General features: G+C 39.8%; 19 protein-coding genes. 6 read left to right on the top strand and 13 right to left on the bottom strand.

From position 1 onward, the window contains the following. Nucleotides 1-10: 10 nt before the first annotated feature. Genes AAKU52_RS10930 through AAKU52_RS10920 form a run of 3 tightly spaced genes read left to right on the top strand, consistent with a single transcriptional unit; the run spans nucleotide 11 to nucleotide 5,294 of the window. Nucleotides 11-3,124, top strand: a complete 3,114-nt coding sequence (locus AAKU52_RS10930) for an efflux RND transporter permease subunit (RefSeq protein ID WP_354333308.1) — start codon at nucleotides 11-13, stop codon at nucleotides 3,122-3,124. Further along, nucleotides 3,111-4,421 carry a TolC family protein gene (locus AAKU52_RS10925; RefSeq protein ID WP_354333306.1) on the top strand — a complete coding sequence of 437 codons (1,311 nt, stop codon included), beginning with the start codon at nucleotides 3,111-3,113 and terminating at the stop codon, nucleotides 4,419-4,421. Before AAKU52_RS10930 ends, AAKU52_RS10925 begins: the two co-directional genes overlap by 14 nt. Before the next feature lie 18 nt (nucleotides 4,422-4,439). Further along, nucleotides 4,440-5,294, top strand: a complete 855-nt coding sequence (locus AAKU52_RS10920) for an N-acetylglucosamine kinase (RefSeq protein ID WP_354333303.1) — start codon at nucleotides 4,440-4,442, stop codon at nucleotides 5,292-5,294. Between the two features lie 17 nt (nucleotides 5,295-5,311). Here the strand turns inward: AAKU52_RS10920 and AAKU52_RS10915 are convergent, their stop codons facing one another. From AAKU52_RS10915 to AAKU52_RS10905, 3 genes are all read right to left on the bottom strand, one after another. Further along, a complete protein-coding gene (locus AAKU52_RS10915) occupies nucleotides 5,312-5,479 on the bottom strand; it encodes a PID-CTERM protein-sorting domain-containing protein (protein ID WP_502931027.1) in 168 nt (55 codons plus the stop codon). Nucleotides 5,480-5,546: 67 nt separating this feature from the next. Further along, nucleotides 5,547-6,326 (bottom strand): T9SS type A sorting domain-containing protein, encoded by a 780-nt coding sequence (locus AAKU52_RS10910; protein WP_354333299.1) that lies wholly within the window; start codon nucleotides 6,324-6,326, stop codon nucleotides 5,547-5,549. 2 nt (nucleotides 6,327-6,328) lie between these two features. Next, a complete protein-coding gene (locus tag AAKU52_RS10905; protein WP_354333297.1) occupies nucleotides 6,329-8,656 on the bottom strand; it encodes a LamG-like jellyroll fold domain-containing protein in 2,328 nt (775 codons plus the stop codon). Between the two features lie 177 nt (nucleotides 8,657-8,833). On the opposite strand from AAKU52_RS10905, the gene AAKU52_RS10900 reads away from it, so the two are divergent. Together AAKU52_RS10900 and AAKU52_RS10895 are read left to right on the top strand one after the other, a co-directional pair. Then, the gene (locus tag AAKU52_RS10900) at nucleotides 8,834-9,847 is read left to right on the top strand and encodes an LLM class flavin-dependent oxidoreductase (protein ID WP_354333295.1); all 1,014 of its coding nucleotides are present in this window, start codon (nucleotides 8,834-8,836) and stop codon (nucleotides 9,845-9,847) included. Between the two features lie 15 nt (nucleotides 9,848-9,862). Further along, nucleotides 9,863-10,051, top strand: a complete 189-nt coding sequence (locus AAKU52_RS10895; RefSeq protein WP_354333292.1) for a hypothetical protein — start codon at nucleotides 9,863-9,865, stop codon at nucleotides 10,049-10,051. Here AAKU52_RS10895 and AAKU52_RS10890 read toward each other — a convergent pair. The 4 genes from AAKU52_RS10890 to AAKU52_RS10875 all read right to left on the bottom strand — a co-directional run bounded on the left by AAKU52_RS10890 (nucleotide 10,048) and on the right by AAKU52_RS10875 (nucleotide 13,418). Then, nucleotides 10,048-10,977: a PAS domain-containing protein gene (locus AAKU52_RS10890; protein ID WP_354333290.1), complete on the bottom strand. Its 930-nt coding sequence runs from the start codon at nucleotides 10,975-10,977 to the stop codon at nucleotides 10,048-10,050. The two genes, AAKU52_RS10895 and AAKU52_RS10890, sit on opposite strands and share 4 nt — an antisense overlap. An 85-nt stretch (nucleotides 10,978-11,062) precedes the next feature. Next, nucleotides 11,063-12,658 (bottom strand): S8 family peptidase, encoded by a 1,596-nt coding sequence (locus tag AAKU52_RS10885; protein WP_354333288.1) that lies wholly within the window; start codon nucleotides 12,656-12,658, stop codon nucleotides 11,063-11,065. A 20-nt stretch (nucleotides 12,659-12,678) separates the two neighbouring features. Beyond that, the gene (locus AAKU52_RS10880; RefSeq protein ID WP_354333286.1) at nucleotides 12,679-13,125 is read right to left on the bottom strand and encodes an RrF2 family transcriptional regulator; all 447 of its coding nucleotides are present in this window, start codon (nucleotides 13,123-13,125) and stop codon (nucleotides 12,679-12,681) included. 44 nt (nucleotides 13,126-13,169) lie between these two features. Next, nucleotides 13,170-13,418, bottom strand: coding sequence for a hypothetical protein (locus AAKU52_RS10875; RefSeq protein WP_354333284.1), 249 nt, complete (start codon nucleotides 13,416-13,418; stop codon nucleotides 13,170-13,172). A gap of 150 nt (nucleotides 13,419-13,568) precedes the next feature. On the opposite strand from AAKU52_RS10875, the gene AAKU52_RS10870 reads away from it, so the two are divergent. Continuing rightward, nucleotides 13,569-15,227: a hypothetical protein gene (locus tag AAKU52_RS10870; protein WP_354333282.1), complete on the top strand. Its 1,659-nt coding sequence runs from the start codon at nucleotides 13,569-13,571 to the stop codon at nucleotides 15,225-15,227. A gap of 121 nt (nucleotides 15,228-15,348) precedes the next feature. Here AAKU52_RS10870 and AAKU52_RS10865 read toward each other — a convergent pair whose 3' ends face one another. From AAKU52_RS10865 to AAKU52_RS10840, 6 genes are all read right to left on the bottom strand, one after another. Next, complete coding sequence (locus AAKU52_RS10865) at nucleotides 15,349-16,920, bottom strand: calcineurin-like phosphoesterase C-terminal domain-containing protein (protein ID WP_354333279.1); 1,572 nt, start codon at nucleotides 16,918-16,920, stop codon at nucleotides 15,349-15,351. A 108-nt stretch (nucleotides 16,921-17,028) separates the two neighbouring features. Next, entirely contained in the window at nucleotides 17,029-18,297 is a 1,269-nt protein-coding gene (gene bioA, locus AAKU52_RS10860; RefSeq protein WP_354333277.1) for an adenosylmethionine--8-amino-7-oxononanoate transaminase, read from the bottom strand. Further along, on the bottom strand, nucleotides 18,297-19,280 hold the full coding sequence (bioB, locus tag AAKU52_RS10855; RefSeq protein ID WP_354333275.1) for a biotin synthase BioB: 984 nt from the start codon (nucleotides 19,278-19,280) through the stop codon (nucleotides 18,297-18,299). The genes bioA and bioB overlap by 1 nt, the downstream gene beginning before the upstream one ends. A 63-nt stretch (nucleotides 19,281-19,343) precedes the next feature. Then, on the bottom strand, nucleotides 19,344-19,961 hold the full coding sequence (bioD, locus tag AAKU52_RS10850; protein WP_354333272.1) for a dethiobiotin synthase: 618 nt from the start codon (nucleotides 19,959-19,961) through the stop codon (nucleotides 19,344-19,346). 4 nt (nucleotides 19,962-19,965) lie between these two features. Then, entirely contained in the window at nucleotides 19,966-21,093 is a 1,128-nt protein-coding gene (locus AAKU52_RS10845) for an aminotransferase class I/II-fold pyridoxal phosphate-dependent enzyme (protein ID WP_354333270.1), read from the bottom strand. Then, the gene (locus AAKU52_RS10840) at nucleotides 21,093-21,701 is read right to left on the bottom strand and encodes a hypothetical protein (protein ID WP_354333268.1); all 609 of its coding nucleotides are present in this window, start codon (nucleotides 21,699-21,701) and stop codon (nucleotides 21,093-21,095) included. Before AAKU52_RS10840 ends, AAKU52_RS10845 begins: the two co-directional genes overlap by 1 nt. Nucleotides 21,702-21,720: the final 19 nt, after the last annotated feature.

The raw sequence follows: 21,720 nt of genomic DNA, 5'->3' as shown, positions 1-21,720 counted from the left end.
CAGCAGCAACATGAGTATTTCAACCACCAGTATAAAAAGGCCAGTTCTGGCTATAGTGATGAACCTGATGATTCTGCTCTTTGGCGTCATCGGCTATACTTTTCTTGGCGTTAGGGAGTATCCTAATATTGACCCTACGGTTGTTTCCGTGCGTACATCTTATCCTGGAGCTAATGCAGACATTATTGAATCCCAGATTACAGAACCGCTGGAGAAATCTATCAATGGAATTGACGGAATTAGAAATATCTCCTCTTCCAGCAACCAGGGAAGCAGCAATATTACTATTGAGTTTAACCTGAATAAAAATATTGACGACGCCGCTAATGACGTTCGCGATAAAGTGTCTCAGGCAGCAAGAAATTTACCTAAAGATATTGATGGAAACCCAGTAGTGAGCAAGGCCGATGCCAATTCAGATGCCGTAATCATAATGACTGTTCAAAGTGATCAACGTAATGTGATGGAATTGAGTGATTTTGCGGAGAATGTTATTGCCGATCGACTGCAAACAATTTCTGGTGTAAGCGGTGTACAAATCATGGGTCAAAGAAAATATGCCATGCGCATCAGGATAGACCCTGATAAATTAGCGGCTTATGGTTTAACTTCACAAGACATAGTTACTGCTTTAAACACCGAAAACGTGGAATTGCCGTCGGGTAAAATTACTGGTGAAAGCACAGAACTTGTGGTAAAAACATTAGGTAAACTAACCACCGAGCAAGAATTTAACGACCTGATCTTAAAAAACGATTCTAATAACGTGGTTCAGTTGAAAGACATTGGTTTTGCTGTACTAGGTTCTGAAAATGAGGAAACTGTACTGAGGGAATCTGGAAAACCAATGGTAGCTGTTGGACTGGTACCACAGCCTGGAGCTAATTACCTGGAAATTTCAGAAGAGTTCTATAAAAGATTTGCGCAATTGCAGAAAGATATTCCTAAGGATATCAAACTTAATATTTCATTAGATAACACCAGCTTTATTAAAAGCTCAGTGACTGAAGTTGCTGAAACTATTTTAATTTCACTTGTGCTGGTCATCCTGATCATTTACTTGTTTTTTAGAGATTGGGCCATCGCCATCAGGCCACTCATCGATATTCCGGTGTCGTTAATTTTCACCTTTTTCATCATGTACATTTTTGGGTTTTCCATCAATGTACTGTCATTACTAGCTATCGTTCTGGCTACAGGGCTGGTGGTGGATGATGGAATTGTGGTCACGGAAAACATCTTTAAAAAAGTAGAAGAAGGCTACTCCCCTTTTGAGGCAGCAATAAAAGGAACCAATGAGATTTTCTTTGCTGTTATCTCTATTTCCATAACGCTTGCGGCGGTATTTTTACCCGTCATATTTTTGGAAGGTTTTGTAGGCCGGCTGTTTAGGGAGTTTGGCATCGTGATTGGTGCCGCGGTGCTCATTTCGGCATTCGTATCGCTTACCTTAACACCGATGCTGAATGCTTACCTGATGAAAAAAACAGGGCACAAGAAGTCAAAGTTCTATAATATGACAGAACCTTATTTTGCTAAACTGAATGAAAACTACGCCACAAATCTTAATAAATTCTTAAAAAGAAAATGGCTCTCTGTCCCAATATTGTTGGTCTGCGTTGGTTTAATTGCCTTGTTTTGGAATATCTTACCCAAAGAAACAGCACCTTACGATGACCGTAGTGCCATCAACATGAACGTTTCCACTCCTGAAGGAACTTCCTTTGCTTACACGGACCGCTTTATGTCGAAAATTACCCAGATGGTGAAAGATTCAGTACCTGAAAACTTGATAAACATTTCCATTACCTCCCCAGGTTTTGGCGGTACTGGCTCTGCCAATAGTGGATTTGTAAGAATGGGTTTTCTTAAACCTGGAGACCGTGATCGCTCACAAGCAGAAATTGCTGCCAGCCTTACCAATATCACTAGAAAATATACGGAAGGAAAAGTGGTGGTTACCCAACAACCCACCATTGCTGTTGGAAGAAGAGGTGGCCTGCCAGTAAACTACATTATTCAGGCACAGAACTTTGAAAAGTTAAGGGACAAAGTGCCCCTGTTTATGGAAGAAGTATCAAACGACCCCACCTTTACCACTTCGGATGTGAACTTGAAGTTTAATAAACCGGAAATCAACCTGACAATTGATCGTGCAAAGGCAAAAAACCTGGGTGTTTCTGTGCAAGATATTGGCACAGCATTACAATTGGGCTTAAGCGGACAAAGGTTTTCTTACTTTTTCATGAATGGCAAGCAATACCAGGTTATCGGACAGTTTGAGGTTGCTAACCGCAAGGATCCCCTGGATTTAAGTTCTGTATATGTGAGAAATAATAAACAAGAACTGATACAACTTGATAACGTAGTGACCGCCAGAGAAGAGAGTAGTCCGCCGCAATTATACCGTAACAACCGTTTCAGTGCTGCAACAGTATCAGCAGGCCTGGCACCTGGTAAAAGTATTGGTGATGGGATAGCTGCCATGGACAGGATTTCTAAAAAGGTGCTGGATGAAACATTTTCAACCGATCTTGGCGGAGAATCAAGGGATTTTAAAGAAAGTTCCTCGAACACCCTTTTTGCATTCGGACTGGCTATATTATTGGTCTACCTCATTTTATCAGCACAATTTGAAAGCTTTAAAGATCCGGCAATCATTATCTTAACTGTACCTATGGCCGTTGCTGGTGCATTTTTATCGCTCTGGTTGTTTGGACAAAGCTGGAATATTTTTAGTCAGATCGGCACCATTATGCTCATTGGCTTGGTAACAAAAAACGGGATCCTGATTTTGGAGTTTGCAAATCAACTGAAAGAACAAGGCAAAAGTGTGGACGTGGCTATCCGGGAAGCTTCGGTTTCAAGGTTAAGACCAATATTAATGACCAGTCTGGCCATTGCCATAGGTGCCCTTCCAATTGCAATGGCTTTAGGTGCCGCAGCAAAAAGTCGTATGGGAATGGGGATAGTAATTGTTGGTGGTACAACTTTCTCTCTTATTCTTACCTTATTTGTAATTCCTGCCATCTATTCTTATTGGTCATCGGAGCATAAGGAAAACACCGAACTTAAAGAATCTTTAAAGGCCATATCTGAAATTGAAAGCAATGAAACAGTATAAATTTATCTTACTTTTATTTTTGGCCAGCAATTTCAATAATGCAAGTGCACAGGAATATTTGTCGCTGAAAGAAGCTATTGCCCTATCGCTGAAAAACAACTATGACATCAAGCTAGTGAACAATGATGTTCAAATCGCAAAAAACAATGTTAGCTATGGTAATGCGGGTATTCTCCCAGCCTTACAGGGTAACTTTAGCGAGGGCGGCAGTAATCAAAATACCACTCAAATCACCTCTACAGGTGAGGAGAGAAACGCCGATGGTGTTAGAAACACAAATATGAATTACGGTGTTGACATGGGCTGGACCATTTTTGATGGCTTAAAGATGTTTGCTACCTATGATAAATTAAAGGAACTGCAAAAACTTGGAGAAGTAAATGAAAAAGCAATCGTACTGAGTACCATTGCACAAGTCATCAATGCTTATTATGATTTGGTAAGGCAGCAACAGTTAGTTGCGGCTACAGACAGTGCTTTGGATATTTCCAGGTTTCGTGTACGCATCGCTCAAAACAAATTACAAATCGGCAAAGGTTCAAAACTTGATGTACTTACTGCAACTGTTGATTATAATACCGACACCTCTGCTTTATTACAACAAAAAAACTTGGTACAAAATGCTATTGTTAATTTAAACCAGGTAATGGCCAGAGATTTAAACCTCAAAATAAGGGTACGGGAGGAAATAGCGATCAACGACCAGCTCCTTTATTCGAAACTTCAGGAGGCTACTTTATTGCTTAATCCAGTTTTACAAAACGCATTTATCAATAAAAAAGTAGCTGAACTTTCTTTAAAAGAAGTAAAAGCACAACGATATCCTGTTGTTGCTTTAAATGGCGGCTATGGGTTTTCAAGAAATACCAACCCTACTGGATTTAACAAGGAATTTCAAGCTCGTGGTCTTACTTATGGGATAACTGCCAGCATTAATATTTTCAATGGTTTTTTGCAGCGGCAAAACGAGCGCAATGCAAAAATAGGGATCAATTCATCTCAGCTGACACTGGAAAAAACCCAGCAAACCATTAGTGCTACCCTCTTAAGGGCTTACCAGGATTACCAAACTAACCTAGACCTACTTAAAGTAGAACAGGGAAATATTGAAATTGCCAAACAAAATCTAGCCATTACATTTGACAAATACAGACTGGGAAGTATTGCCCCTCTTGAACTTAGAGAAGCACAAAGAAATTCAATTCAAGCTATCACCAGATTTCTGGATGCACAGCATCAGGCTAAATTAACAGAAATAAGTCTAAAAGAAATCAGTGGCACTTTGAATATTCAATAAGATGTTTAAATTTAGCAAATGATTTTAGTTGCAGATAGCGGTTCCTCTAAAACAGACTGGATGGGATACAGTCCTGATGAACCAATTCGATTTCATACACAAGGAATAAACCCATACTTTCTCAATGCCCAGGATATATATAAACTTTTTTCAAAGAAGAAAGACCTTGGCTTTAATCCTGATGATGTTAAAGAGATTTATTTTTTTGGCTCAGGATGTTCTTCCCCTGATAAGCATGAGGTGATTTCTAACGGTTTGTCCTTATTTTTCACAAATGCCTTTATTTGTGTAGAAAACGATCTTGTAGGCTCTGCGTATGCAACCTGTGGAGATATACCAGGCTTAACCTGTATTTTGGGCACCGGCTCAAACATCTCTTATTACGACGGTAAAAATGTAATCCCCAGCAAACATGGCTTAGGATACGTATTGGGAGACGAAGGTGCTGGAACACATTTGGGGAAAAAACTGGTCACCAGCTATCTTTATGGCCACATGCCTAAAGAATTAGGGGTTTTGTTTGCTGAAGAATATAAAATAGACAAGGAAACCGTTATCACTAATGTTTATCAAAATCCATTTCCCAACACTTACCTGGCTTCCCTCAGCAAGTTCATGACCAACCATCTAGATCATCCATTCATTATAAAGCTGATTAATGAGGTATTTCAGGAATTTGTGAAAACAAATATTAAAGATTACAGTAATCATAAAACATTGAAGTGCCACTTTGTGGGTTCCATTGCCTATTACTATCAAAATATCCTCCGTGAGGTTTGTAAAACAAATGGGATAGAAATAGGCACGATCTTACAAAAACCAATAGAAGGCATTTATAACTACATTTTAAAAAGAGAAGGAATCCTGGTTTAAGGAATCCTTCTCTTAGACTATCGGTTTCTTTTGATTGATTTTAGGCCATAACGAAACCCTAAAGCCATTAACAGGAAAATACCACCATCTATGGGAACTGGCCCATCAGGGTCGCCACCCGGAACGCCTGGGTTCTGAGCTAAAACAGGTAAAAGCATTAAAGTCAGGACCATCATTAGTATCATTTTTTTTAGGAGCATAATTTATTTTTTCAAAGGTGATGAAGCTATCATAAGTGTTTTTGTAAGCAAGTCAATGCTTCATTATTTTTAAGGTTTTAAATTTCTTAGGATCATTTCGATCCCTCCACTCCAATAAATACATTCCGGGAATCAGTTGCAGCCCTTCCAAAGTCAAAACATCATTTTTCTGGACCTCATTGAATTCTCTGCGCCAGACTATCCTCCCCATCAGATCCTTTAGCCGTATTTCTACCAATGGGGTATGGTTATCTTTTACATCAAGGAATAAGTTATCCCGAAAAGGATTTGGAAAGGCCATTAAGGCCCCTTCAACAACAGAGAGTGATGGATTTTTGCTGACTTTATTGAATTGCATAGAAAATCGGTTTCCGCCCTGACTTTCTAATACTGCCAAATCTATGGTAAACCCATAACAGGTTATTCCATTAAAAAGGATCGGCGTTTTCTTGTTGAGCAATTTATCATATAAAGTGAGCCTGATTCCTGTACCTTTAAAATCCGTTGCTTCCACAAACAAGTGGTAATAACCCGTTTCATATCCTTTCACAAACAGCGCCATTTCTATATTTTGCGTTGGATAGGCCCTTTCCTCAATCGCCAGTTTAATTTCTTTGCTATGGAGACTTGAAATACTCACATAGCCATCGCCAATTTTCTGTGCATCCTGATCATCTATTGCCTCCTTCCCATTTTCCTTAAAAACTAACAGGAAACTATCCGAAAAAACATCTTTTGTTAACCGTAAGGTTAAGCGGTTTTCTTGAATTTGGGCTTCAGCACTGTTTAGGAAAAAACAAACAAAGGCTACCCATAATACTTGTGCTTTCATCCTTATTGAATTACTTTACTATTTTCATTAAACCCTACCGAACCAGAAGTAAAACCCTGATTTACCTTAATAAAAAAACCTGTTCCAGGTTGAATAATCTCCTCTGGATTGCTGGAAACACGGTAATTATTATTAAGCGGATCATAAAACCAAATAAAGGGGCCTACATTTACTTTCAACAAACTTCCCCATCTTATCGGTGCTGCATAAGGGTTACCCAAAAGATTAAAGCCATCTCCCACTGCACCATTATTGTTATTAAAAACCTCAACCAGCAAATCACCCGTAAATAAAGGCCCAATATAGGTAATGGTATAGGGTGCTGCATTGGCAAAAGGCGGACTTTGAATTTGATTCTGATAAGCATTTGGCAAAAGTTTGTTACCCCTTGAATACACAAAAAATCCTTTTCCAACAGGAATTTGCATTTGAATATGAGGGATAGCCATATATTTCTGGGCCAGGGCACCCGGTAATGCTTGATTATGGGTATAAATTGTTGCACCATTGTTTGGTGATGGGTCAAAACCATTGACAGCACCACCCTTACCGGTCACAAAAATACTGGTACTGATAGCCTGCAGTTGGTATTGGTAATTCCCAGGATTGCCACTATGCCTTACCGGAGAGCTCAATAATCTCCAGCCACGACCAGTTGCCGGAGTTGGAAAAGAACCAGAGATCAAACTTTGCACCTGTACATTCCCGATGATGCTGGCATTACCCAAAACCGGATTTACAGCTGCCGTAAAACCATTATTGGTTAATAAAACCAGGTTACCGTTAGCATTTACGGTACCACTCAACAAATTCAGTGTCGTTTTAACCCGCAGGGGAGCCAAAAGAGTTACAATTGAACCCTCAACAGGCCGGTTTATTTCCAGTAAGGAGACTATTGCTGTACCAGTACCGGAATAATTCAAGTTGGCATTGTTTCCCAAAAAAAGGACTTTAGCTGCCACTGCACTTAAATCAATAGCCCCATTATTTTTTACATTCCCCTCAAACGTTAAAAGGACTGATGCGGTGGTAGAGATTGCAGCACCAGTTTCCAGTTCAGTAGTTTGGAGCACTTGCATGTTACCATTAAGAATTATTCGGGCACCAGTTTCCAGTAAAAGTTTGTTCAATACCACATTTGCCGGAATATCAGCAGTAATACCGGCCTTAATCCTTATATTTTTATTATTCCCCGGCAAAATGCCTGTACTCCAATTGCCAGTAATTAACCAACGGCTATCTCTGGTACCAACGAAAGTAAAAGACAGGGGCGCTATATTTGGGTTCTCTTCTTCGGAGCCAACAGCACAAAAAGCAGCAGGATCCTTTTGGTTGATATATTCAGTGATGAACAATGATTTTTCACGCGCAATTTTGGCAATTCGTAATTCATCTATAACCCCATTAAAATAACGGTCGGCCAAATTACTAGCCCCAATAACCACTCGTCCAGGTGAACCTATTACTAAATTCAGCACAGCATTAGAATATTCAACATTACCATCAAGCAAAAAAACGAGGGCATCACTCCTACAAGAAATCGTTATGTAACGCCATTCATTTACTTTTAATAAGGAGGTTCCGGTAAAGGTTCGTGTATTTACTGAATTTTGAATTTGAAAGACAAGTTTATTATTGCTGTTTATTTTCAACTGATAACCGCCAATTCCAATACTATCGTTGGTAACAATCATTTGTTCCTGACCAACCTGATTCAGCTTTATCCAGGCAGAGAAAGAAAATTGCACATCAGGATGACCAGCAATATTTTTTTGATCAGAAACGCCATTGAACCGCTTACCAGAGGCAATTTTACCATCCGCAGTTTCATTGAAATGCTGTACGGAATAATAATCTTCCTGCCACATACTTTCTACTGCCGCACTACCAGGATCATGCAATTCATTACCCCCATAGTAAAGATAAATTGAAGTAGAAATTTCACTGCTCCCCTTGGTCGCTAACGTAGGCAAAAGAACCCAGCACATCAATTTTCCCGTAGCAGGTTCATATCTTTCCAACTGGAATTTTAAAGGAACGGTAGAACTTGTTGAACTCGAAAATGAAATATCTAACCCCTGGGGGTTAGTCAATTTATTTACAAATGCATCTTCCAGGTATTTAAGGTCCGGATGTTCCACTTGAACGAGCACAAAGAAATTTAGTAGATAAGATTTATTAGCAAGGTTAACCTCGACTTTATTTTTATCAAAAGTTATTTTCTTTCTAAACCTAAATCCAGGAATAAAACGTTGTGCATCACAGTAAAAACCAGAAAACAAGAGGAGCAGCAGCCCCGCATACCTCAGCATTTTTATCAAAATCGACATGGCAGTATTTAAGTATAGCTATACAATAACCGTTCAAGTGTATAAAAAAATTAATCTAATAAAAAATATATTACCAAAAATTAAAGCTAAATCCGTTTGCCAATTTAAAGTCATATCCCCGGGGCAAAAGCTATTTAACACAAATACTCCGTAAATTGTGAACCACAAGTCAATCCTATGAAGAAACAACTGAGTTCCATTCCCTATTCTGTATTAGATTTAGCCACTGTAATTGAGGGCAAAACACCTGCCGACACTTTTAAAACCAGTTTAGATTTGGCTCAGCATGTAGAAAAATGGGGTTATACCCGTTATTGGCTTGCCGAGCACCATAATATGGCCAGCGTAGCCAGTTCAGCAACTTCGGTAGTCATTGGTTATATTGCAGGAGGAACCAAAACCATTAGGGTAGGTTCAGGAGGTATTATGCTTCCTAATCACTCCCCACTTATTATTGCAGAACAATTTGGCACCCTCGAATCTTTATTTCCTGGTCGCATAGACTTAGGCCTAGGAAGGGCACCAGGAACAGATCAACTAACTGCAATGGCTATCCGCGGAGAACAACGAATGGTAGCGGCACAAAACTTCCCACAGGATGTCTTAAAACTACAAACTTACTTTTCTCTCGACAACAGCAGGAGCAGCGTAAGGGCAGTTCCTGGTGAAGGATTAGATATCCCCATTTGGATTTTAGGTTCCAGTACTGATAGTGCCCGTCTGGCCGCAGCATTAGGTCTACCTTATGCCTTTGCAAGTCATTTTGCACCAGCACAATTTCTCACTGCAATTAAGATTTATAGGGATAATTTTAAACCCTCTGAAAGTCTTGATGCACCTTATGTATTGGCCTGCGTTAATGTTGTTGCTGCAGATACCGACGGTGAAGCACAAAAAATAGCCACTTCGTTATACCGATTATTTAAAGGAATTATTACCGGAAAACGAGAGTTGCTTCAACCTCCGGCAAATAGCATTGACGATGTTTTAAATGAATACGAACAAGAACAGGTGAATCAAATGCTTTCCTGTACCTTTGTAGGAAGTAAGGACACCATAGCTGAAGACCTGCAAGCATTTTTAGATCAAACGCAAGTAGATGAAATAATGGCGACTTCTCATATTTTTGAACACCAGGCAAGGTTACATTCTTATGAACTATTGGCTGATGTGTTTAAGAAGAAATCCTAAAATAATTAAAGCAATATGATGAAAGAAGAACAAATAAAAATTATTGCGGAGACACTTTTACCGGGTTTCATTCCAAAAGATGTTGCAGAAACAGAATTGTCTTTTCATTTCACCGTTCCACCAAACCAAAGTTTTAAAGTGTGGTTTACGAAAAATAACCAGTCCAAATGGGCTTTTAAGAAGTTCGATCTCGTTCAGGTTTAAATATTAGGTGATTTATCTGCAATATTGATGATCACCGCATCCAATTCCTGAGCAGAACTGGATAGATAACCGAGCATTTCCTGGTAATCATGGTCAGACTGATTATTACTGATCAAATCAACCAGGGCCATAATTCTGGCCAGAGGTGCCCTAACCATGTGAGATTGTATCCAGGCTATTTCTTTAAACCGCTTATTCTGGTCTTCAATTGCCTTTATATACGCCTTCCTTTTGGTTACATCTTCCATGGCACTGATAATTCTTACAGGCACTGCAAACTCATCAAAAACAAGGAAGTATCGGTCAAGAACATTGCGGTAGCTACCATCACCACACCTAAAACGGTATTCATCTTCCCACCTGCCAACTTTATCGCAAAGGTTATCACGCATGGTTTCCAAAACGCGCTGCTGATCTTCGGGATGAATATGCTTACGCCACCAATCCATGCTGGTGGTGTGATTAATTACCTCTTTATGCCCAAATATGCCTTTAATACCACGGTTCCATACAATTTGATTCGTGCTTAAAGTATAATCCCAAATGGTATCACTGGTTGCTTTGGAGACAATATTGAACCTTTCAGCGCTTTCACGGATTTTCCTTTCACTCTCAATACTGCTAGTAAAATCAGTAACCAAAAACAAAGCAGTTTCTTTGTTTTGAAATTCCATTAGATTAGAAACCAAATGCACGTACACATTTGAACCATTTTTTTTCCGATGCGTATAGACTTCTTTATCAAGCAAGGTCTGCACCTCATTTCCTTCAAAATCTTTCAGCGTCATTTGCAGAAATTCCCTTCTGTCGTATCCGTAAAAAAGGATAGCAGCAGGATTTACCTCTAAAATTGCGTGGGTATTGACATCAGAGACCCACATTGGCATTGGAGATAGTTTAAAAAAGTCAATAGAAGAAGTAGTCATATTGAAGCAAAATGTATTTGTAAAATACGAAACAACCCATTATCTTTTATAGAAAGGGTTGTTCCATATAGTACAATAATAAGGTTTATTTCTTTTCCTCAGCCAATTTTAATGCATTAAAAGCATTAACAATTCCACCTGTTACGCTTAAATCGGCAAAGGGAATAGATTTTATTTCCTCACCTACTTTTACATTAACATCATGGTTTACTTTAACTACAGAATTAAGGATAATATCTTTCACCTGTTGCGCAGAAAGTTTAGGATAATAAGAACGTATTAAAGCGGCCAGACCGGCAACCACTGGGGAAGCCATACTCGTACCATCAAATTCAGCATATTTTGAACCTGGAATAGTAGAATTAATTTTTACACCAGGTGCAAAAACATCTACTGTAGTTTTACCATAGTTAGAAAATGTAGCTTTTAAAGTAGCATCGTCAACCCAACCAGAGGCACCAACAACAATATAAGCTCCTGCAGCACCACCACTTTCATACCTGCGGTCAGGGAAACTTTTTTCAACCTCTAAGTCTTTATTGTCATTTCCTGCGGCCTGCACGATGAGCACATCTTTAGACATGGCATATTTTACCGCCTCATCTACCACTTTTTTATCCCAGGAATAAGCTTTACCAAAACTCATGTTTAATACTTTTGCACCATTATCAACCGCATAGCGAATGGCATTGGCAACATCTTTATCACGCTCATCACCATCAGGAACAGCCCTAACGCCCATAATCAAAACATGATCCGCAACCCCTTTAACACCCAGTTCATTGTTTCTGTCGGCAGCAACAATACCCGCAACATGCGAACCATGACTGGCATCCGGACCTGCGATATCATTATTTCCATAAACACGTTCTCTGCTATCCGCATAATTATCGCCAACCAATTCTGGTCTCGGGTCAAATTCCATGTTCAGGTTATAGTTAACCTTTCCCTCATAATACTCCAGGCCTTTTACAATCTGTGCATCATAAAATTCCTTAAAACTTTGTGTCTGTAATTGTGCAGCCATCATATTTTTAATGCGGCCTTCCATTTCGTTCTCTGTTTTAAAGCTTTCAAAATCTGCAAGAGTAGGTTCTTCCTTTCCTATTTTTGTTACTACAGCATCAATTGCACTTTTAAAACCCTTGATACCAATCAGGCCACTTTTTGCTTCAGAAAGTTCCTCTTCATATTCGGTACGCATTTTTTTGTAAGTTTGGAAGGCGGGAAGATCCGCGGCAGCAAGTGCAGTTTCATCTACATTTCCAAATTTAGCTTCATCTCTTCTCAAGATCCTTGTTAATTCCAAAGTTTCATGATTAACAGAACCTTTTGCAGAGCCCAGGAAATTCCAGCCACGGATATCATCTATATAGCCGTTTTTATCATCATCCTTACCATTATCAGCAACCTCTTTGGCATTACTCCAAAGTACAGTTTTCAAGTCCTCATGATTAAAGTCTACACCTCCATCAATTATACCTACAATTACTGGCTTTGCTTTTTTGCCTTTCAATAATTCTTTATACGCTTTTTCAGTACTGATACCGAAGGTTGAGTCAGTTTTAAGGTCAAGATTTTGCCAGTTTGCTTTTTGAGCCAAAGCAAAAAAAGGCAATGTGGCTAATAAGGCCACACTCAAAGTTTTTTTAGATAAAAAATCCATCTTCATTTTATTCATAACGGTATTTCAGCTTTCTTTTATGGTTTTTCAATTACTAGAGGCGTTTCATTTTCACGGGCAATAACATCTGCAATTGAGGTGTGCGACAATATTTTGAGCGTAGCATCCCTAACATCAAGAAATGTTTTACGGATGCCACACGTCACTTCATCATGGCATTCATCACATTTTCGATAAAACTTAATGCTGGCACAAGGCACCATGGCTATAGGCCCATCTGTAATGCGTAAAATATCTACCAGGTAAATATCTTTGGCGTCTTTATTTAAACTATATCCACCCCCTGCACCTTTTTTACTATATAAATAACCGGCATTCCTAAGATCCAACAAAATCTGTTCTAAGAATTTTCTAGGTATCATTTCCTGCTCGGCAAGCCTTACAATCTGCATAGGTGGGTTTTGTACATTTTTACCCAACGCAACCAATGCTTTTATAGCGTACTTTGTTTTCTTTGACAGCATATCTTAACAAAGCTAACAAAGATTTGGCTATTATAATAACCCTATTAAATCAGAAAACTATTAACATCTTCTTCGGTAACACTTTGATCAAGCGACTGTTCTTTCTTTACTATAGCCAGCACTGTGATAAAGTTCTTCTCATATCCTTCGGCAGCATCCTTGTATTGCTGTATTTTTTCTGGCAAAAGGTTATCGGTTAAATTTACTAAGGCTTCAATTTTAGTTTGCAGGTAATCCTTGTAATTTACAGCAGCCTGATTTGCAAGCGTTTGAAGTAATTCTTTATAGGTCATGGTATTTATATGTTTAAGTACCTCTCTTAAACGCTAAAAGCCCATTAATTGTTCTTTATGTTTTTTATAACGGCATTGTTCGTTAACTTGACTAAAAATTCTGTTAACTTAACGTAACCTAAATAATACAAATATTAACTTTAACGCAGTATGAAATTTATTTTTAAACCCTTATTGCTATTGCTCTTGATAGCCAGCTTGGCTCAAGCCCAGGTAAGTCAGATTTCTATTGCACGGGTCAATGAAATGGCGGATGTACCGCAGCCTTTAAAAATTATTGACTGGAGAGAAATGGCCTTAAAATTTGACAGTACCGTGTATAATTTTAACAGCAAAGGCAAATATTGGCCATTGGTATGGATAGATAGCACAGGTAAAAACTTTAAGCAACCAACAGTTGGCATTTATACAGCCATAGGCGATGTAAGACAGGGACCAGAAAACAACAAAGGCATGTTTCATGAGGCATTGGCTAATATGGGTGCGGTATTAGGCGCCTCACTGGTGGGGATTGACAAAAGTAAATCCAGTGGTATAAATTATGTGAGCATGTTAAAGAACTATTTTAACAGTGATACGGGTTGGAACATCATGATGAACAATACAGCACCAGAGGTAGCTCTTTTAGGGGGTGGTTATGGCCGTGATTGGTGGTATGATGTTTACCCAAATGTGCTTTTTTATGCGATATATGAAAAATATCCTGATGAACCACAGTATGAAAAGATCGCAAAAACGATTGCGGAGCAGTTCTTTAAAGCCGACTCTATTCTAAACGGCAACTATAATTATTCTTATTTTGATTATGGAAAAATGAAGCCCATGACCAACAATATCTGCGTGCAGGCAGATGCTGCCGCGGGCCATGCTTATGTACTTTATGCAGCCTACCTTAAATTTGCTGATCCGCGTTACCTGAAAGGTGCCATCAATGCGATGAACGCTTTGGAAAGTCAGAAAATTAACCCGACTTATGAGTTATTAATGCCTTTTGGGGCATATGTTGCTGCCCGCATGAATGCGGAACAGGGAACGAATTTTGATGTCCAAAAAATGCTGGAGTGGACTTTTAACGGTACTGCCGTTTGCCGGGAAGGCTGGGGTTTTTTAACCGGTAATTGGAATGGCATTGATATTTCGGGTACAGTAGGGAGCACGGTAGACCATGGTGGGTATAGCTTTCTAATGAATACTTTTGATGCCGCATGGCCCCTGGTTCCTTTGGTTAAATATAAGCCTGAATATGCTAATGCTATTGGCAAATGGATGCTCAATGCGGTTAATGCATCCCGGTTCTTTTACCCGCAATATATGCCTGCAGCCCACCAAACGCTGCCTGAATATGCAGCCGTTACCAAAGGGGTTATTGCTTATGAAGGCATGGCGAAAGCTTCTACATACGACAGCCTCTATACTTCCTTAAAAGCTCCTGTTGCACAGGGTGATGGACCAAAATGGGTACCGGGGAAAAATCCGGAAGTATCTCAATTCAGTGTTTACGGCAGTGCCCATGTAGGCATATTTGGAGGTATCGTTAAAGAAACTGAAGTGCAAGGAATATTGCAGCTGGATTTAAATGCAACAGATTTTTATGGGGATAACAGATTTCCCGTATACCTCTACTACAATCCTTACACCACCAAAAAGACTATTCTCATCAAGGTTTCTGCAACAGAAAAAACCGATGTTTATAACCTGCTCACAAAAAAACGGGTTGCAAAAAAAAGGAAAACTAGTTTTTACCTCACCCTGCAACCCATGCAAGCTGTTGTTTTAAAGAGTATACCCTCTTCAATAAGTATTAATTAACTCGTATTTAACACCAGCCTTATCCAGACCTCCTACCGACCTCATTCGGACCTCATAGCGGAAATCCGGTACTAAGTGCGAATGAGGTCGGTAGGAGGTCTGGGCCAGCTATAACTTGACCTTAAGGCTTAATGATCTTATACTTTTTACTTTGTGTAAAGCTTTTACCATACCTGTCAGTTGCTTTTACTTCAATGGTATGTTCACCTGGGGCAAGTTTATTTGGCACTGCAGCTTTCCATAAATGTGTACTTTCTGCTACTGCAGACGGTCGTCTTCCAGACAATAAAGTTTCCGTATGGTCCCATTTGTGCAAAACATTTAAAAACGCTGGATCACTTTCTGGCACGTAGGTCATCTTTTTCCAATTGCTCTTATCAACACGGTAAACTACCGTATCATTTTCTGCACCCATAAAGAAATTGGCATAAATAGCAGCCGAAGTTTTCTTGTTATGTTCAATAACTTTTGGTGCCGATATTTCGATTTGATAAGCCTCAGGTTTACCCGCAACTTTATAAGCCACATCATACTGGTTACCTGTAAAATTAATAAAAGCATAACCTTTTGGTGTACCATCACTCATGGTAGAAACCGGAACCCCTTGTTCGTTTAATTCTCCTGAATACCAGTTACCAGATGTAGTACCCACATTATAATGGTGGTGTGCTTTATCTTGTTTCCAACCATCTTTTTCGGTAAAGAAAACTTGCTTTTGGTTATGCGTATGGGCGGAGAGAGATAAAGTATTTGGGAAATCAGCTAAAAGTTCGAAAAGTGCCAGCCTGTCTGCTTCCCTGAAACTTTCGTTTTTTCCAGCTAGATCTATTGGAATATGAAAGGCAAGTACGATTAATTTATCTTTGGCTACAAACTTTAAGTCGTTCTTTACAAATTCGATCTGGTCCTTTCTTAGTCCTCCCCAATAGGATTTTCCATCTCTAGGGTCAGGATAAATGATGTCATCTAAAACAATAAAATGCACATTTCCATAATTGAAGGCATAATCTGCGGGACCAAAATGTGCTTCGTAAGACTCATCTGAAAGTTTGTCATCTGTAACATCAAAATTGATATCATGGTTTCCCATTAAGTTATACCAGGGAATACCTATTTTCTGAATTGCTTTGATGTAGGGGTTAAAAAGATCAGGATCATTGCCAACCAGGTCGCCCATGCTTAAACCAAAAGCAACGTTTTTAATTCCTTCCACTTCTTTAACCACCCCTTTATCAAAGTAATCAACCTCTTGTAAATTGTATGGCTGTGGATCACCAAAAATCAAGGCTGTAAAATTTTGATTTTCTTTTACCGGCGTCAATAGAAAATCTATGGAAGCCGGAAGTTTACCAGTTGGCGCTACGCCTTTATATTTTAAAGCAGGAGAACCCATTGGTTTATGGTTGTAGAAAAACTGCGGCAGGTTATTTTCATTTACCTGAACCTTGTAACCTGCAGGTTTAATGACCGCAATAATCTGATCATTACTTATCGGAAGTTCATAATAACCTTTTTCGTTAGACACTACTACTTCCTTACCGTTGGTTACCGCAACATTGCTGATGCCTTTTTCTGACCGGTCATGCTTTTTATTACCATTAACATCTGCATAAATATATCCTTTAGCCGTATCTTGGGCTTTCAGCCCGAGTGTAAACAATAAACCAGCAGCAATTAAATAAACTTTTCTCATGGACTATTTTTTTTTCAGCTAAGCTAGGTAGTCTATGTTTTTTTAATGTTAAGAGAAGTTTATATGATCAAATGTTAACCTAATTTAAAGCGGAAGAGCCAATCAAGTCTAATTTTCTTCGAGTGCCGATAAAATAGCCACATAAATATAATCCAAATCTTCATTGTTCATACAATAAGGCGGCAGTAAGTAGATAATGTTTCCCAATGGCCTCAATAAAATCCCTTTTTCCAGAAAATAAGGATAAAGCTTTTCCCGAAAACCATTAAAGTAAGAAGTTTCCATGCCTGTTTCCCATTCCATGGCGAGTATTGTACCTATTTGCCTTACTGTTCTTATGCGCGGATGCTTTTGAAGCTTGATTAAAAAACCGCTGTGTTTTTGGCAGATTCGTTCAATATGCGCCTGTGTTTCTGCACATAGCAAGAGTTCCAGGCTGGCCAAAGCTGCCGTGCATGCCAAAGGATTGGCGGTAAAGGAGTGGCCATGGTATAGGGCTTTATGTTGGTTTTCAGAAAGAAAAGCATCATAAATCTCCTGACTACAAGTAGTTACCCCGAGTGGCATAGTTCCACCAGTAAGTCCTTTAGAAAAACACATTAAATCTGGAAACTCCTTTAAATGATCACTGGCAAAATTCTTTCCTGTACGACCAAAACCGGTAAAAACCTCATCCTGAATCATTAAAACCCCTTCTTTACGACAATGATGCATTAAACTATCTAAGCAATCAGGACTGTACATTAACATTCCGGCAGAACCCTGAACCAAGGGTTCATAAATAAAACAAACCGTATCAGCTGCATTATGAGAGATAAAAGACTTCAGCTCAGGAAGGTTCGCTGTAGTCGGCGGATCAATAAACACCGCCTCAAAAAGCAAACCTTCGAAGGGTTTAGTCCACACACTTCTGCCACTCACAGACATGGCACCAAAAGTATCGCCATGATAACCATTTGTAAGTGCGAGCACTTTTTTTCTGTCCTGGCCTTTATTATTCCAAAACTGAAGGCACATTTTTAAGGCGACTTCTACGGCAGTAGAACCATTATCGGTATAAAACACCTTCTTTTGAGCGGGAGGAAGCAGCGCTAGCAATACTTCGGCCAGTTCAATAGCGGGAGGATGGGTGAAGCCGGCAAAAATAACCTGCTCCAGTTGCAGCAATTGAGCGGCTACTTTCTCGGCAATATAAGGATGGGCATGACCATGCAAGGTTACCCACCAAGAGGAAATGGCATCGAGGTAGCGCTTGCCATTTTCATCAAATAAATAAGCACCACTGCCCTTTACTATCGGAATAGCTGGGGCCGCGGTGTGCATTTGTGTATAGGGATGCCAGATATGCTGCTGATCCCGCTGTGTTAAAGTCTTCATTATTCCGTTATTTTCTTTTTCACTAAAGGTTTTAAGCCAAGGGTTTCGAACATTTTTTTATCTTCTATGAAGCCTGGATTTGGTGTTACCAGTAAAGTTTCACTTTCGCTGGTGAAAATTGAATTGGCTCCGGCCATAAAACACCAGGCCTGCTCCTCTTCCTTCATTTCGGCCCTGCCGGCACTCAACCTAACCATTGCTGCAGGCATTAAAATCCTTGCGGTAGCAATCATTCTCACCATATCCCAGGCATCTACTTTTGGGAAGTCGCCCAATGGTGTTCCGGCTACCCTTGCCAATGCATTTACGGGCACAGACTCTGGATGTTTAACCATAGTTGCCAGGGTTAATAACATACCCATGCGATCCTCATGTGTTTCCCCTAAACCTAAAATACCGCCTGAACAAACCGTTATACCCGCTTTCCTGACATGATTAATGGTATTTAGCCTGTCGCCATAAGTTCTGGTGGTAATAACCTCTTCATAAAAACCCGCTGAAGAATCAAGGTTGTGGTTGTAAGCATATAAACCTGCCTGCTGTAAACGCTGTGCCTGTTGTTCGGTGAGCATCCCTAGGGTACAACAAACCTCAAGGCCGAGGTCATTTACCCCTGCTACCATTTCCAGGATACGTTCAAAATCCTTGTTATCCCTAACCTCACGCCAGGCAGCAGCCATGCAAAAACGCGAAGAGCCCGCCTCCTTAGCCCGAACAGCACAAGCAATAACCTCCTCTCTCGACATTAATGCCTTTACCTTAATATCGGTATGGTAGCGCGCTGCTTGTCCGCAGTAAGAACAATCTTCTGTACAGCCACCGGTTTTTACCGACAATAAAGTACAGACCTGCACTTCAGCAGCCTTATGCCAAAGGCGATGAACGGTAGCTGCCTGATAAACTAATTCCAGCAACGGTTGATGATAGATGGCCTTAATTTCTTCGAGGGTCCAATCTGTTCTAATGTTTTTCTCTATAGTCATTCTAATATAATTTATTTTTCAAAGGCGATGAAGCAATCAGGAGCAATGGTTTATATAGCCTATTTAAAGCGCTGACAGTAAATTTGGGCACTGAAAGATCGATTGTTTGTTCAGCAATTTAAACTCGGGAACCCTGGCAAAGGCTGTTGCAGCAGGAAAATAGTTGACCAATATATGAATGGTATCCTCATCCATTTCGCCGTTTAAAATAACAGCCTTTATGGAGATTTGACGACTACAGAGTGCTTCCATAGAAAGCAAGGCATGATTGATACAGCCGAGGTAATTGCGGATGACCAAGATGGCTTCCGCTTCAAATTGCATCAGGAGATCAATCATCCTTAAACTATCGGAAAGCGGAACCATTAGTCCGCCGGCACCCTCAATAATTAACTGATTTTTAGTCATTGGCAACTTGAAAGCTTCTTTTTGCAGGACTATTTTTTCAGATAATGCCGCTTTATGTGGAGATGCAGCCATTTTAAGGCGATAAGTTTCTGGATGAAATACGGATTGTTTGTTGTTAACCAGGCTCCTCACGGTATCAAGGTCGCCATATTCAAGATCACCTGCCTGTACGGGTTTCCAGTAATCTGCTTTAAGCTGTTCCGTCAATAAGGCCGAAACAACGGTTTTACCTACACCAGTACCTATGCCTGTAACAAATAAGGGTTTATTCATGGGTTTAGAGCGCGTTGATTAAAAAATGACAAAGCCTTTTAATGTCCTCATCTGTATTATAACTATGTAAACATATTCTGAGCCGTTCCTTACCTATTGGAACAGTCGGACTTAAAATTGGGTGGACAGCAAAACCTTGTTCTGACAACAGGCGGCTTGCCTTATAGGCGGAACTATTTCCAGGAATTATTACCGCATGAACAGCACTGCGGTGATTTTCGACTTCCTTAACTTGGGACAAACAGCTATGAAAAAGCCTTATTTTATATTGCAGCGTTATTGTTAATTCTTCCTGATTCTGCAAAAATTGATAGGCCATTTGAATGTACAGCAATTGCGAAAAGGACATGGCGGTGCTGTAAATAAAAGAACGGGCAAAATTAATGAGGTAATTCCGCAGCAAGCGACTTCCTAAAATGATGGCACCATGGGCACCTAAAGCCTTTCCAAAAGTGATTAATACGGCGAAGACCTGTTCAGTTAACCCTGTAAGGTGTACCAGACCTTTGCCAAATACGCCAAAAGCATGTGCTTCATCAACAATTAATAAAGCACCATATTTCTGACAAAGGGTATTGATTTCAAGAAGAGGAGCAAGATCACCATCCATAGAATAAACGCTTTCAATAGCGACAAAACAAATACCTGAGCTCATTTTCAGCTTTTCTTCTAGGCTGGACAGGTCATTGTGTTTAAACTTTAAACGTTTACCAAAGCTTAGCCTGCAGCCATCAATAACAGAACAGTGGATAAGCTCATCCGTGATAATGGTATCGCCCTTTTGAGGCAAACAAGAAAAAAGCCCAAGATTTGCGGTATATCCACTATTAAATAATAGGGCAGCTTGCTGGCCCTGGACATTAGCGATGTGCTGTTCCAGGTCTTCAGCAAAAATGGAATTGCCAGTCAATAACCTGGAACCGGTTGCGCCCAAAGGTGCATTGCCATAAGTTTGCTTTGCTATGGAAAATTGCTGTTGCAAGGATTCTGAAGAGGAAAAACCGAGATAATCATTGGAGCAAAAATCTAGCAAAGTATGAGGTACAGGTAATTTCCGCAACAAACCTGACTGTTGCCGTCCCTCCAATCGCTTGCCTAAAACAACAATTGAAGGGTTCAAAAAAGCGTTCATTAATGAAGAGCAGTATTCAAAGCGGCTATCCACTTTATGAAAAGCTTATTTTCCATCGCTACAATTGCCGCAGCATGAAGTTGCCAATGGGGAGAAAAACGAGTGAGTTGCATAATCATTTCTTCGAGGTGGCCTGCTTCTTCCAGAATGATAGATTTAACGGTTACTTTATTTTTTAATTTAGTCAATTGCGACTGATAAATAGGGTATAAATCATCAGCCCTTAACTCTATCGCATAGGTTACAAATAAATAAGCAGCGTAACGCAGGTCTGAACCACTCAATCCCAATTCTTTCTTTAGATACTTGCTGGTAAATACATCCAGTTTATTGAGGTAGCAACAACTTTCTGCAGGAGCCATCAGGGTTTCCATGGCATAAGTGGGGCAAATACCAGGAGCGATTTTTTCAATTTGTTTCTTTAAATAATAAGCATGACGATGTTCTTCTGCGGCATGCTTTAAAATCAGGGTAGTCACTGTTTGAGGATGTTCGCTGGCAGAAATCTTCCTTGCCCCAGAGTTTTCCATATAGGAAAGCGTATTGAGGAACTTGGCATGGCAGGAATCATTACTGATAATTTGCGAAAGCAGTTGCTGAAGTGGCATAATCAATTTTTTCAACAAA

The organism is Pedobacter sp. CG_S7 (genome assembly GCF_040544395.1).
GTDB lineage: Bacteria > Bacteroidota > Bacteroidia > Sphingobacteriales > Sphingobacteriaceae > Pedobacter.
This window is presented reverse-complemented; position numbering and strand designations above follow the sequence as displayed.